This is a genomic window from Sphaerisporangium perillae, assembly GCF_023276435.1.
Classification (GTDB): Bacteria; Actinomycetota; Actinomycetes; order Streptosporangiales; family Streptosporangiaceae; genus Sphaerisporangium; species Sphaerisporangium perillae.
In genome coordinates, this window is sequence record NZ_JALLPO010000005.1 from 52,543 (window position 1) to 65,454 (window position 12,912).

General features: G+C 71.1%; 16 protein-coding genes. 15 read left to right on the top strand and 1 reads right to left on the bottom strand.

Going from position 1 to position 12,912, the window contains the following annotated elements; all coding sequences use genetic code 11:
• Positions 1 to 82: 82 nt before the first annotated feature.
• From MYF83_RS06305 to MYF83_RS06375, 15 genes are all read left to right on the top strand, one after another.
• Complete coding sequence (locus MYF83_RS06305) at positions 83 to 694, top strand: D-sedoheptulose-7-phosphate isomerase (protein ID WP_248959225.1); 612 nt, start codon at positions 83 to 85, stop codon at positions 692 to 694.
• The gene (locus MYF83_RS06310) at positions 691 to 1,014 is read left to right on the top strand and encodes a HypC/HybG/HupF family hydrogenase formation chaperone (protein WP_248959226.1); all 324 of its coding nucleotides are present in this window, start codon (positions 691 to 693) and stop codon (positions 1,012 to 1,014) included. The genes MYF83_RS06305 and MYF83_RS06310 overlap by 4 nt, the downstream gene beginning before the upstream one ends.
• Positions 1,001 to 1,801 carry a D-sedoheptulose-7-phosphate isomerase gene (locus MYF83_RS06315; RefSeq protein ID WP_248959227.1) on the top strand — a complete coding sequence of 267 codons (801 nt, stop codon included), beginning with the start codon at positions 1,001 to 1,003 and terminating at the stop codon, positions 1,799 to 1,801. Before MYF83_RS06310 ends, MYF83_RS06315 begins: the two co-directional genes overlap by 14 nt.
• A 23-nt stretch (positions 1,802 to 1,824) precedes the next feature.
• Positions 1,825 to 2,892, top strand: a complete 1,068-nt coding sequence (locus MYF83_RS06320) for an NADH-quinone oxidoreductase subunit B family protein (protein ID WP_248959228.1) — start codon at positions 1,825 to 1,827, stop codon at positions 2,890 to 2,892.
• A 4-nt stretch (positions 2,893 to 2,896) separates the two neighbouring features.
• On the top strand, positions 2,897 to 4,681 hold the full coding sequence (locus MYF83_RS06325) for a nickel-dependent hydrogenase large subunit (RefSeq protein WP_248959229.1): 1,785 nt from the start codon (positions 2,897 to 2,899) through the stop codon (positions 4,679 to 4,681).
• Between the two features lie 40 nt (positions 4,682 to 4,721).
• Complete coding sequence (locus tag MYF83_RS06330) at positions 4,722 to 5,291, top strand: NifU family protein (RefSeq protein ID WP_248959230.1); 570 nt, start codon at positions 4,722 to 4,724, stop codon at positions 5,289 to 5,291.
• Complete coding sequence (locus tag MYF83_RS06335) at positions 5,288 to 6,049, top strand: DUF5947 family protein (protein WP_248959231.1); 762 nt, start codon at positions 5,288 to 5,290, stop codon at positions 6,047 to 6,049. Before MYF83_RS06330 ends, MYF83_RS06335 begins: the two co-directional genes overlap by 4 nt.
• Positions 6,042 to 6,677 (top strand): DUF6084 family protein, encoded by a 636-nt coding sequence (locus MYF83_RS06340; RefSeq protein WP_248959232.1) that lies wholly within the window; start codon positions 6,042 to 6,044, stop codon positions 6,675 to 6,677. Before MYF83_RS06335 ends, MYF83_RS06340 begins: the two co-directional genes overlap by 8 nt.
• The gene (locus MYF83_RS06345) at positions 6,674 to 8,080 is read left to right on the top strand and encodes a hypothetical protein (RefSeq protein ID WP_248959233.1); all 1,407 of its coding nucleotides are present in this window, start codon (positions 6,674 to 6,676) and stop codon (positions 8,078 to 8,080) included. The genes MYF83_RS06340 and MYF83_RS06345 overlap by 4 nt, the downstream gene beginning before the upstream one ends.
• Positions 8,077 to 8,766, top strand: coding sequence for a hydrogenase maturation protease (locus tag MYF83_RS44760; RefSeq protein ID WP_248959234.1), 690 nt, complete (start codon positions 8,077 to 8,079; stop codon positions 8,764 to 8,766). The genes MYF83_RS06345 and MYF83_RS44760 overlap by 4 nt, the downstream gene beginning before the upstream one ends.
• A gap of 7 nt (positions 8,767 to 8,773) precedes the next feature.
• A complete protein-coding gene (locus MYF83_RS06355) occupies positions 8,774 to 9,166 on the top strand; it encodes a hydrogenase maturation nickel metallochaperone HypA/HybF (protein ID WP_248959235.1) in 393 nt (130 codons plus the stop codon).
• The gene (locus MYF83_RS06360; RefSeq protein WP_372500097.1) at positions 9,141 to 9,392 is read left to right on the top strand and encodes a HypC/HybG/HupF family hydrogenase formation chaperone; all 252 of its coding nucleotides are present in this window, start codon (positions 9,141 to 9,143) and stop codon (positions 9,390 to 9,392) included. Before MYF83_RS06355 ends, MYF83_RS06360 begins: the two co-directional genes overlap by 26 nt.
• Positions 9,393 to 9,397: 5 nt before the next feature.
• Positions 9,398 to 10,525: a hydrogenase formation protein HypD gene (hypD, locus tag MYF83_RS06365; RefSeq protein WP_248959237.1), complete on the top strand. Its 1,128-nt coding sequence runs from the start codon at positions 9,398 to 9,400 to the stop codon at positions 10,523 to 10,525.
• Positions 10,522 to 11,586, top strand: coding sequence for a hydrogenase expression/formation protein HypE (hypE, locus tag MYF83_RS06370; RefSeq protein WP_279339191.1), 1,065 nt, complete (start codon positions 10,522 to 10,524; stop codon positions 11,584 to 11,586). Before hypD ends, hypE begins: the two co-directional genes overlap by 4 nt.
• Positions 11,587 to 11,774: 188 nt before the next feature.
• Positions 11,775 to 12,179: a hypothetical protein gene (locus MYF83_RS06375; protein WP_248959238.1), complete on the top strand. Its 405-nt coding sequence runs from the start codon at positions 11,775 to 11,777 to the stop codon at positions 12,177 to 12,179.
• Positions 12,180 to 12,273: 94 nt separating this feature from the next.
• Here the strand turns inward: MYF83_RS06375 and MYF83_RS06380 are convergent, their stop codons facing one another.
• The gene (locus MYF83_RS06380) at positions 12,274 to 12,810 is read right to left on the bottom strand and encodes a hypothetical protein (protein WP_248959239.1); all 537 of its coding nucleotides are present in this window, start codon (positions 12,808 to 12,810) and stop codon (positions 12,274 to 12,276) included.
• Positions 12,811 to 12,912 lie beyond the last annotated feature (102 nt).

The window sequence follows — 12,912 nt, forward strand, 5'->3', positions numbered from 1 at the left end:
CTCCGGGTTGTCCGCCTTGGGATGTCGGTCCGCTGCGTACGGATCGTAGCCTGACGACTACGGTACATAACGGAGCGTGAACATGCCTGTGACGTCGACCACGCGCCTGGCGGTCAGCGAAGCCTTCACCCGGCGGGAGGCGGCGGGACGCGGTCTCGCCGAGGACTCCGAGCGCATCACGCGCGCCTGCCGCGCCATGGCCGCGAGGTTCCACCGCGGCGGCAAGCTGATCGTCTTCGGCAACGGCGGCGCGGGCACGGACGCCTCCCACATCGCGGTGGAGTTCATGCATCCGGTGATCGTGGGCAAGCGCGCGCTGCCGGCCATGGCGCTGAGCAACGACGCCGCCACGGTGTCCGCCGTCGGGGCGAGCGAAGGCTTCGGCGAGGTGTTCGCCCACCAGGTGCGCCACTGGGCCGACCCGGCGGACATGGCCCTCGGCGTCTCGCCGGACGGCTGGTGCGCCAACGTCCTCAAGGGGCTGGAGGCCGCCCACGAGCTGGGCCTGTTCACCATGGCCCTGCTGGGCGGCGACGGCGGCGCCATCGCGCGCAGCCCGGCCGTCGACCACGCGCTCGTCGCCCGCTCCGGCGACGCGGCGGTGGTGAAGGAGATCCACGTCACGATGTACCACGTCCTGTGGGAGCTGGTCCACGTCTTCCACGCCCGGACCCGTCCGGAGGCGGGCCGATGACCGCATGCGCGGACGGCCCCGAGGGGGTGTGCCTCACCTGCTCCGACCAGGCCCTGCCCGCCCTCGTGGTGCGGCCCCTGGACGACGGGCTCGCGGTCGTGGAGATCGACGGCGTCCGCGAGGAGGTGAGCGTCGCGCTGGTCGACGCGGCCGCCGGCGACACCGTCCTGGTGCACGCCAAGGAGGCCCTCGCCGTCATCGCGAGAGCGGGCGACGTCCCGGAGGGGAGCGGCGCCCGCAGGGCGAACGACCACCCGAAGGGGAGCGGCGACCCGAGGCGGAGCGGGGACGCGAAGGGGGGCGGCGATGGCCACGGATGAGGAGGCGGAGGCGTCCTCCGAAGGGATACGCCGGCTGTATCCCTTCCTGCAGGGGCACGGCCACGCGCCCTCCGGCGAGCGCGACCGGCGTGCCGAGCGCGAGGACCCCGTCAACCGGTCCACCGAGACCAAGGCCGCCGAGATCGTCCGCCTGCGCACGCAGGTGGCGGGGCTGCACGCCGACCGGCTCGCGGAGTGCGCGCAGGCGATGGCGGCGAGCTTCGCCGCGGGTGGCAGGCTCTTCGCGTTCGGCAACGGCGGGAGCAGCACCGACGCCCAGGAGGTGGCCACCGCCTACCTGCGTCCCCGGTACGGGCGGCCGCTGCCGGCCCTGTCGCTGACCTCCGACGTCGCCGTGGTCACCGCGCTCACCAACGACGTGGGGTTCGACGTCGTCTTCGCCCGGCAGATCGCGGCGCTCGGCAGGCCCGGCGACATCGCCTTCGGCCTGTCCGCCAGCGGCGGGTCGGCCAACCTCGTCCAGGCGTTCGAGGAGGCGTGGGGTCGGGGCCTGCTGACCGTCGGGCTGGCCGGCTACCAGGGGGGAAGGCTCGCCGAGCTGGCGGAGCTGGACGTCCTTCAGTACCTGTTCGTGATCCCGTCCTCGTCCGTGCACCGCATCCAGGAGGCGCAGACGACGGTCTACCACGTGCTGTGGGAGGTCACGCAGCACCTGCTGCGCGACATGCCCGGCCGTCCGGACCGGCCCGATCAGGCGGATCGGGTTCACGTGACGGATCGCGCTGAGGGGGAGCGCGTCTCGAGGCTCATCGACACCGACCAGTAGCGGGGGAGGCGGTTATGGCCGCGATGACAGATTCAGCGGACAGGAGGGCGCGGGAGCAGGACGAACCCGTCGTCCACATCCTGTGGATCAACGCCGGCATGAGCTGCGACGGGGACTCCGTCGCGCTCACGGCGGCGACGCAGCCGGCGATCGAGGACATCGTGCTCGGCGGGCTCCCGGGCCTGCCGGCGGTCGACGTCCACTGGCCACTGATCGACTTCCACAGCGGCCCGATGCAGGGCGCCGACGCCATGATCGACTGGTACTTCCTGGCGGCGCGAGGCGCGCTGGAGCCGTTCGTGCTCGTCGTCGAGGGATCGGTGCCGAACGAGTCGATCAAGCAGGAGGGGTACTGGTCCGGGTTCGGCAACAACCCCGAGACCGGCCAGCCGATGACCCTGCCCGAGTGGCTGGACCGGCTGGCGCCCCAGGCGACGGCCGTGATCGCCGCCGGGACCTGTGCCACGTACGGCGGGATCCACGCCATGGCCGGCAACCCGACCGGCTGCATGGGCGTCGCCGACTACCTCGGCTGGGAGTGGCGGTCGAAGGCCGGAGTGCCGATCGTCAACGTGCCCGGCTGCCCGGTCCAGCCGGACAACATGTCCGAGACGCTCCTCTACCTGCTCTACCAGCTCAACGGGCAGGCCCCGATGATCCCGCTGGACGAGGCGCTGCGCCCCACGTGGCTGTTCGGCCAGACCGTGCACGAGGGGTGCGACCGGGCCGGGTACTACGAGCAGGGCCAGTTCGCCGTCGAGTACGGCTCGCCGAAGTGCCTGGTCAAGATCGGGTGCTGGGGCCCCGTCGTGAAGTGCAACGTCCCCAAGCGCGGCTGGATGAACGGCCTCGGCGGCTGCCCGAACGTCGGCGGCATCTGCATCGCCTGCACGATGCCCGGCTTCCCGGACAAGTTCATGCCGTTCATGGACGAGCCCCCGGGGGCTCACGTGTCCGCGACGGTCAGCACGGTGTACGGCGGGATCGTCCGCAAGCTGCGCGGCATCACGCTTCGAACAGTCGACAAAGAGCCGAAGTGGCGGGCCAAGGGCCGCGCACTGCTCACCGGTTACAAAGCGCCCTGGAGCTGACGACATGACCACCTCGAAGGACCAGAACCGCGACCTGGTCGAGATGGCCTGGGACCCGATCACGCGCATCGTGGGCAGCCTGGGCATCTACGCGAAGATCGACTTCGCGAAGAAGGAGGTCGTGGAGTGCCACAGCACCTCGTCGATCTTTCGTGGCTACAGCATCTTCATGAAGGGCAAGGACCCGCGCGACGCCCACTTCATCACCAGCCGCATCTGCGGGATCTGCGGTGACAACCACGCCACCTGCTCGGTGTACACGCAGAACATGGCCTACGGCGTGCGCCCGCCCGCGCTCGCCGAGTGGATCATCAACCTGGGCGAGTCGGCCGAGTACATGTTCGACCACAACATCTACCAGGAGAACCTGGTGGGGGTCGACTACTGCGAGAAGATGGTCCGCGAGACCAACCCCGGCGTGCTCGAGCTGGCCGAGCGCACCGAGTGCGCGCACGCCGAGCAGCACGGCTACCGCACCATCGCCGACATCATGCGCTCACTGAACCCGCTGGAAGGCGAGTTCTACCGCGAGGCCCTGGTGATGAGCCGCCTCGCGCGGGAGATGTTCTGCCTGATGGAGGGCAGGCACGTCCACCCCTCCACGCTCTACCCGGGCGGGGTCGGCACGGTGGCCACGGTGCAGCTGTTCACCGACTACCTCACCCGGCTCATGCGCTACATCGAGTTCATGAAGAAGGTCGTGCCGATGCACGACGACCTGTTCGACTTCTTCTACGAGGCGCTGCCCGGGTACGAGGAGGTCGGCCGGCGGCGGGTGCTGCTGGGCTGCTGGGGGAGCCTCAACGACCCGGCGTACTGCGACTTCACCTACGACAACATGAACGCCTGGGGTCACAAGATGTTCATCACCCCCGGCATCATCGTCGACGGCGAGCTGATCACCAACGACCTGGTCGACATCAACCTCGGCATGCGCATCCTGCTCGGCAGCTCCTACTACGAGGACTGGGCCGACCAGGAGCCGTTCGTCACCCACGACCCGCTGGGCAACCCGGTCGACATGAGGCATCCCTGGAACCAGTACACGATCCCCCGGCCGCAGAAGCGCGACTTCGCCGACAAGTACAGCTGGGTCATGTCGCCCCGGTGGTTCGACGGCAAGGACATGCTGCCGCTGGACACCGGGGGCGGCCCCCTCGCCCGGCTGTGGTCGACCGCCCTGTCCAGGAGGGTCGACTTCGGCGGCATCGAGGCGACCGGGCACAGCGTGATCATCCGGCTGCCGAAGACCGCCACCAAGCCCGAGACGACGTTCGAGTGGAAGATCCCCGAACGCGACGGTCAGCTGATGTCCAACACGCTCGAGCGCAACCGGGCCCGCACCTACTTCCAGGCGTACGCCGCCGCGTGCGCGGTGTACTTCGCCGAGCAGGGGCTGGACGAGGTGCGAAGGGGACACACCCAGACCTGGGAGCCGTTCACGGTCCCAGAGGAGGCGATCAGCTGCGGGTTCACCGAGGCGGTGCGCGGCGTTCTCTCCCACCACATGGTGATCAGGAACGGCAAGATCGCCAACTATCATCCGTACCCGCCGACGCCCTGGAACGCCAGCGTCCGCGACAGCTACGGAACGCCCGGGCCGTACGAGGACGCCGTGCAGAACACGCCGATCTTCGAGGAGAACCCGCCGGAGAGGTTCAAGGGCATCGACATCATGCGCACCGTCCGCAGCTTCGACCCGTGCCTGCCGTGCGGGGTGCACATGTACCTCGGCAACGGCAAGGAACTCCGCAAGCTGCACAGCCCTCATGCGTTCGATGCCACCTGAGCCCGGCGGCGCCGCCCCCGGACGTCCGGAGGGGAAGCCGGTGCGCGTGCGCGAAGCGCAGGACGTCCGGGCGGTCGGAGAGCGCGTCGAGGGGCTGATCGACGAGCTCGGCACGCTCGCCGACCCGGTGACCAAAGCCCGCGCCGAGGAACTGGTGCGAAGCGTCGTCGAGCTGTACGGGGCGGGCCTGGAACGCGTCATGGCCATCGTGGTCGAGAGCGGCGCGGCCGAGGTGCTCCGGCGGCTGACCGCCGACGAGGTCCTCTCCGGCCTGCTCGTCCTGCACGACCTGCACCCGCTCGGCACCGAGGAACGCGTCCGCGCGGCGCTCGACGACGTGCGCCCCGCCCTCGGCCTGCACGAGGGCGGAGTGGAGCTGCTCGGCGTGGAGGAGGGCGGGGTCGTGCGGCTACGCCTGTCCGGCAGCTGCCACGGCTGCGCGTCGTCGCAGGCCACGGTCACCGGCGCGATCGAGCGGGCCGTCCTGCGGGCCGCTCCGGAGGTGTCGCGGCTGGAGGTCGAGGGGGTGGCCGACACCACGTCGCCACTCCTGCAGATCCAGCACCGCCCGCCCGGCCCCTGCCCGGTCCCCGAGGAGGCGACCCCGTGACGGGGGCCGCCGAGCCGGCGGGAGCGGCAGGGTTGCGGCGGTTCCGGGAGCCGCGGCGGCCGGCGGTGGAGGCGTGCGAGATGTGCGCCGAGCCCCTCGACGACCGTCACGGCCACGCCGTGAACGCCGAGAGCCGCGCGCTGCTGTGCATCTGCGTCGGCTGCCGCCTGCTGCTCTCGCACGGCGCGTCCGTCGCCCGGGGCCGCTACCGCGCCGTCCCCGAGCGCTACCTGTACGTCCCCTCGTTCCGGCTGACGGCGGCGGAATGGGAGGAGCTGCAGATCCCGGTGCGCACGGCGTTCTTCTTCCACAATTCCACGCTCGGCCGGTACGTGGCGTTCTATCCCAGCCCCGGCGGCGCCACCGAGTCGCTGCTCGACCTGTCCGCCTGGGATCGCGTCCTCGCCGCCAACCCCGAGCTGCCCTCGGCCCAGCCGGACGTCGAGGCCTACCTCCTCGACCGCCGCCCGGACGGCTTCACCTGCCACCTGGTCCCGATCGACGCCTGCTACGAGCTGGTCGGCTTGGTCCGGGTGCACTGGAAGGGATTCCACGGCGGGCAGCAGGCGCAGGAGGCCATCGACGGCTTCTTCGACAAGCTCCGCCGCCGCGGCGAGGTCGTGGGGACCGGCGCCGCCGCGGGGGACGCGCACCGGGCAGAGCGGTCCGGGGACGCGCACCCGGCTGGGCCCGGGGACGCGCACCCGGCAGAGCGGTCCGCGGACGTGCGCGCGCGAGAGGCGGGCGACCGTGGCTGAGATCCGGTTCGAGTGCCGCGGCGTGCGCGCGGACCCGTACGGGGCCTTCCCGACGCTGCTGTTCGGGCTCGGCATCACGGCGCCCGACGAGAGCGCCGTGCACGCCATCGCGCTGCGCTGCCAGATCCGCGTCGAGCCCGGCCGCCGCCGGTACGGCACCGGCGAGACCGAGCTGCTCGCGGACCTGTTCGGGCACCCGTCCCGATGGGGCGAGACGGTCAAACCCCTGCAGTTCGCCAACGTCTCGTTCATGGTCCCGCGGTTCGCCGGCGCCACCGAGATCGAGCTGCCGGTGCCGTGCAGCTACGACCTCGAGGTGGCCGCGGGGAAGTACCTCGCCTCGCTCGACGAGGGCGAGGTGCCGCTGCTCCTGCTGTTCAGCGGCACGATCTTCGCCAGGGCGGCCGGCGAGGGGTTCACCGTACGGCAGGTGCCGTGGGACTGCGAGGCCCGCCAGGGGCTGCCCGTCTCGGTGTGGCGGGAGCTGATGGACCGCTACTTCCCCGGGAGCGGCTGGCTGCGGCTGCACCGGGACACGCTGCGGGCGTTGCAACGGTACAAGTCCGACCGCGCCATGCCCACCTGGGACGAGGCGATGGAAGCACTGCTGAAGGAGGCGCGGGAGTGAGCGTGCCGATGGAGATCGCCCGCAAGGTGGCCGACACCGTCCTGTACGAGGGGTACCTTCTCTACCCCTACCGTGCCTCGGCCGCCAAGAACCGGCTGCGCTGGCAGTTCGGGGTCCTGGTCCCCCCGGGGTACGCGGCGACGGCCGAGCCCTCGGCGAGCGTGACCGAGTGCCTCCTGGAAGGGGCGGCCAACGCGCTGCTGCGCCTGCGCCTGCGGTTCCTGCACGTCAAGGAGCGCCGGGTGGAACGCGCAAAGGACGGGCGCTACCTGCCGGTCCCTGAGCTGACGTGCGGCGGCACGACGCACCTCACCTTCGACGAGGCGACCGCGCGCGAGGTGGAGACCGTCCTGGCGGTGCCCCACCTGCTCGGCGCGGAGCGGGCGGTCACGGTGCGCCTGCCCGGGGACCGCTCCGAGGAGCCGATCGTGGCCGCAGCGGGAGAGGTGGTCACGGCCGGACCGGGAGACGCCGCCGTGGCCCGGCAGGGGGAGGTCGTCGGGCGGATCGTCGCCGAGCACCGGCCGGTGCGGGCCGTGCTCCGCGTCACGGCCGAGCGGCAGGACGGGCCGTACGGGCTGGTGAAGATCCGAGTCCGGGTGGAGAACGCCGCCGAGCCGCCGCCGGCGGACGCCACGCGTGAGGAGGCGCTGCGGCACTCCCTCGTCGCCGCCCACCTGCTGATCGGGGTGACGGCCGGGTCGTTCCTCTCGCTGATCGACCCCCCGGAATGGGCGCGCCAGCCCGCCACCGGCTGCCACAACGTCAACACCTGGCCGGTGCTCGTCGGCGAGCCCGGGCACCGTGACGTCGTGCTGTCGTCGCCGATCATCCTGTACGACTACCCCGACATCGCGCCCGAGAGCCCCGGCGACCTGTTCGACGGGACCGAGATCGACGAGATGCTCCACCTGCGGACGCTCACCCTCACCGAGGAGGAGAAGCGGGAGGCGCGGGCCACCGACCCGCGGGCCGCCGAGATCATCCAGCGGGCCGGCGACCTGCCGCCCGAGCTGGTGGAACGCCTGCACGGCGCGATCCGCTATCTGGGCGAGCCCTCGAGCCCGCCCGCGCGCGCGCCGAGTGGCGATCCGGTGGCCGCGATGGAAGGGCCGCAGCCGGAGGACGGCGCCGGCAGCGTGACCGTCGCCGGGGTCGAGATCGCCAAGGGCAGCCGCGTCCGGCTGACGCCGGGGAAGCGGCGCGCCGACGCCCACGACATGTTCCTCGCCGGCAGGACCGCCCAGGTGGAGGCCGTGCTCCGTGACGTCGACGGGGGACGCTACCTGGCCGTCACGCTGGACGACGACCTCGGCGCCGACCTGCACCGCTCACACGGGCGCTTCCTGTACTTCGCCCCCGACGAGGTGGAGCCGGTCGCCGGAGAGGGGACGGGCGCGTGAGGGTCCTGGTCGCGGGCGTGGGCAACGTCTTCCTCGGCGACGACGGCTTCGGGGTCGCCGTGGCCCGGCGTCTCGCCGCGACCGGCGTGCCCGAAGGCGTCACGGTGTCCGACTTCGGCATCCGGGGCGTGCATCTGGCCTACGAGCTGACCGGCGGCGGCCACGACCTCGCCATCCTGGTCGACACGGTGGCGCGGGGCGGCCCGCCCGGCACGCTGTACGTCCTGCGGCCGTCACCGCAGGAGGCTCCGGGCACCTTCGTCGACGCCCACGACATGAACCCGGACGCGGTCCTGGCGCTGGCGCGGACGCTGGGCGGCGAGATCGGGCCGGTCCTGCTCGTGGGATGCCGGCCCGCGGACGTCTCACCCGGCATGGAGCTGAGCCCGCCGGTCGCCGCCGCCGTCGGCAGGGCCGCGGACCTGGTACTGGAACTCATCGCGGAACAGGCCGCGACGGGAGGAATCGCGGAACAGGCCGCGACGGAGGCGGTCGCGGAAGAGGCCGCGATCGCAGGACAGGAGAGAAGACATGCTCAAGCGAATGATCACGCTCACGGTGCTGGTGGGGATCGGCGTCATGGTCTACCGGTCGATCCCGGACCTGAAGCGCTACATGCAGATCAGGAAGATGTGACCTCGCCGCCGGCCGGCCGCCGGCGACCGAAGCCGACCCAGACGAGATGAGGTAATCGTGCACGAATACGGGATCGCGGAGTCGATTCTCGCCGCGGTGGAGGGCAGGGCGGACGGCCGGCGGGTGCGCCGGGCACGGGTGCAGGTGGGGGCCCTGCTCCGTGTCGCCGAACCCTCGATCAACGACGCGTGGGCCATGGTGACCGAGGGCACCGTGGCCGAGGGCGCGCGCCTGGACCTGGTCAGTCTCCCGGTGCGGATCACCTGCCGGGAGTGCGGGAACACGGCCACCTCGGTGGACCCCTACGCCGTCTGCCCGGCCTGCGGGGACACCGACGTCGACACCGAGGGCGGCGACGATCTCGTCCTCGAATCCATTCAGCTCGCGGAGGCGACTCATGTGCCTGGGGATTCCCGGGGAGATCGTGGAAATCCTGTCGGATCGTCCTGACCTGGCGAAGGTCGACGTCAGCGGGGTCCGCCGGGCGATCAACATCGGCCTGCTGGAGGGGGAGCCGCTCGCGCCCGGCGACTGGATCCTCATCCACGTGGGCTTCGCCCTGTCCAAGATCGACGAAGCGGAGGCCAGGTCGGCGCTCGACTTTCTGGAGAGCATCGGCCAGGCGTACGAGGACGAGATGGACGCCCTCCGCGAATCCATGATCGAACAGGGGTGACGCCGATGCGGTTCGTCGACGAGTACCGCGACGCGGGCAAGGCGCGGGCGCTGGCCGCCCGGATCGCCGCGCTGTGCGAGCCGGGACGTTCGTACAAGTTCATGGAGGTGTGCGGAGGGCACACCCACACGATCTACAAGCACGGGCTGGAGGACTACCTGCCCGGGCAGATCACGCTGGTGCACGGCCCGGGCTGCCCCGTCTGCGTCATCCCGATGGGAAGGGTGGACGACGCGATCCACATCGCGGAGCAGCCCGGCGTGATCATGACGTCGTTCGGCGACATGATGCGCGTTCCCGGCGGCAACGGGTCGTTCCTGGACGCCAAGGCCCGGGGCGCGGACATCCGCATGGTGTACTCGCCGCTGGACGCCCTGAAGATCGCTCGTGACAACCCGGACAAACGGGTGGTCTTCCTGGCCATCGGGTTCGAGACCACGGCGCCCTCCACGGCGATGACCGTCCTGCGGGCCGCCGCCGAGCGCATCGGCAACTTCTCGGTCTTCTGCAACCACGTGACGATCATTCCGGCGATCAAGGCGATCCTGGACTCTCCCGACCTGCGGCTCGACGGGTTCATCGGCCCCGGCCACGTCTCGACGGTGATCGGCTGCCGGCCGTACGGCTTCATCGCCCGCGACTACGGCAAGCCGCTGGTGGTCGCCGGGTTCGAGCCGCTGGACGTGCTGCAGTCCGTCTACCAGAACCTCGTCCAGCTCGCCGAAGGGCGGGCGGAGGTGGAGAACCAGTACGGGCGGGTGGTGCCCTGGGACGGCAACGCCAAGGCGCTCGCGGTGATCAACGAGGTGATGGAGTTGCGCCCGCACTTCGAATGGCGCGGGCTCGGGTTCATCTCCGAATCCGCCCTGTGCGTGCGGGAGCCGTACGCCGAGTTCGACGCCGAGCGGATCTTCCGCATCCCGGGCGGGCGCGTCGCCGACCCGAAGGCCTGCCAGTGCGGCGAAGTGCTCAAAGGCGTGCTGAAGCCGTGGGAGTGCAAGGTGTTCGGCACGGCCTGCACTCCCGAGACGCCGATCGGCACCTGCATGGTGTCCTCCGAGGGCGCCTGCGCCGCGTACTACAACTTCGGCCGGTTCTCGCGCGACCGGGTCAAGGAGGCGACACGGTCTTGAACCGCGAGGAGCAGGTTCTGGAGCGCATCGAGCGGGCGCGCCGAGCCAGGCCGCGCGTGCGGGAGGAACTGGTCACCCTCGCGCACGGCGCGGGCGGCAAGGCCACACGCACGCTGATCGAGGCGGTGTTCCTGGAGTCCTTCCGCAACCCGCTGCTGGAGCCCCTGGCGGACGGCGCGGTGACCGGGGGAACGGCGTTCACCACTGACTCCTACGTGGTGACCCCGCTGTTCTTCCCCGGCGGGGACATCGGGGACCTCGCGGTCAACGGCACCGTCAACGACCTGGCCATGTGCGGGGCGCGGCCGGAGCACCTGTCGGCCGCGTTCATCCTCGAGGAGGGCTTCCCGATCGAGCACCTGCGCCGGATCGCCGCGACGATGGCGGAGGCGGCGCGGGCGGCCGGCGTGGCCATCGTCACCGGCGACACCAAGGTCGTCCAGAGAGGCAAGGCCGACGGCTGCTACATCACCACGGCCGGCGTCGGGACCGTCGACCCGGCGGTCAGGCTCAGCGCGTCCGCCGCCGAGCCGGGCGACGCGATCATCGTGTCCGGGCCGATCGGGGAGCACGGCGTCACGGTCATGCTCGCCCGGGGAGAGCTCGACATCGAGGCCGACCTGGTGTCCGACACCGCGCCGCTCAACGGCCTGACCGCCCGGCTGCTGGACGCCTGTCCCGAGGGCAGGGTGCGCTGCCTGCGGGACGCCACCCGGGGCGGGGTGGCCACCGTGCTGAACGAGATCGCGCAGGCGTCGGAGGTCGCGGTCGTCCTGGACGAGGACGCGGTGCCCGTCCGGCCCGCCGTGCGCGGCGCGTGCGAGCTCCTCGGCATCGACCCGCTCTACGTCGCCTGCGAGGGCCGGATGATCGCCGTGGTGGACGGGCGGTCCGCCGACGCGGCGCTGGCCGCCCTCCGGTCGCACCCGCTGGGGGAGGACGCCGCCGTCATCGGGCGGATCGCCGAGGACCCGCCCGGGCTCGTCCTGCTCAAGACCGGCTTCGGCGGTACCCGGATCGTCGACGTCCTCGTGGGGGATCCGCTGCCGCGCATCTGCTGAACGGGGCCCGGCGACGCGGACCCGCCTCGGACCCGCCTCTGACCCGCCTCTGACCCGCTGAACGCCGAACCTCCGCGAGCTCGGCTGATAAGTGGGTATGGGCTACCTGAGTGCTTTGTAGGACAACGAGGCTTTTGTTCGATTCGATGGCTCTCCGCCGTCGATCGTCATCCGACAGGGGTGGTGTCATGACGCAGGCGCAAGGACCCGGTGCCCCGGGCGGCCCGCTCGACCTGGACGAGATCCGCGCGCAGGTCCGCCGGGAGGTCACCATGGCAGGCGACCGCGCGTTCGAGAGCCCGCCGAGAGGGGGCAGCCGGCCTCCGCGCGTGATGACCGAGGTGGAGCAGCACGGCGTGTCCCCGACCGACAACGAGGCCAGATCCCCTCTGGGAGTGGGCACCAGCACGAGCGCCCGCGCGGAGAAGATCGCTCAGCGCGAGGAGGAGGCCGGACGCAAGAAGATCGGCGTCGAAGGCCCCGCCCGCCGCCCGGTCGGGGTCTCGACCCCCGAACACGGCACCGGCGTCGGCGCCCAGAGCCCCGTCCACCCAGGCAGCCCCTACATGCCCCCCGGCGACCAGGCCGGCTGACCCTCCGATCCCTCGCCCGGCGTGGGCGAGCGCCGGTCACGCAGGCGCCGGGCCCTGCTGTCAGCCCGCCCGGCCCCTGCTTTCTCCGCCGGTCCTATTTCCAGACGGCCTTGCTGAGGAAGCTTCCGAGGCCCGGCGTCTTCCAGTCGTCGATGACGATCACTTGCTTGGCCCGCAGAAACCAGATGCGCTGGGTGTAGGTGATCGAGTTCGGCTTCGTCCCGTCGCAGAACCTCTTCCACTCGGTGAACTGGGCCCGATGTCCGGCGCCGAACCGGACCTTCGCGGTCCGGACGAGTTTTCCCGTGCCGTTGACGAAGACCCGCTTGTCGAGGACGCACTCGACGGCGCCGGTGCTGGCACCCCGGTAGGGCTGGTCAGGCGTGTACTTGTTGCTCTCGTTGCCGTACTTGATGGCCAGGGGACCTCCCAGCGTGAAGCCCTCGCACTCGGCGGCCTTTTTGGAGCAGGCGCCGGTGAAGATCTGCAAGGCGTCGGTGCCCAACCTCTTGACCTGCCACTTCGCCGGGATCTGGATGGTGAAGCCACGGAAGGACACCGGCTTGGTCGCGGCCTGGGCAGGCGAGCCGGTCAAGAGGAGTGACGCGCTGAGCGCGATAGTCATGATCATGCCTGGTGACCTTATGTCATGCACCACACCGGCTAACGAACCCTCTCATATGCTTAAAAACACATTTCTCGGGCCGAACTTTGCGGTCGATCTTTGCATCCA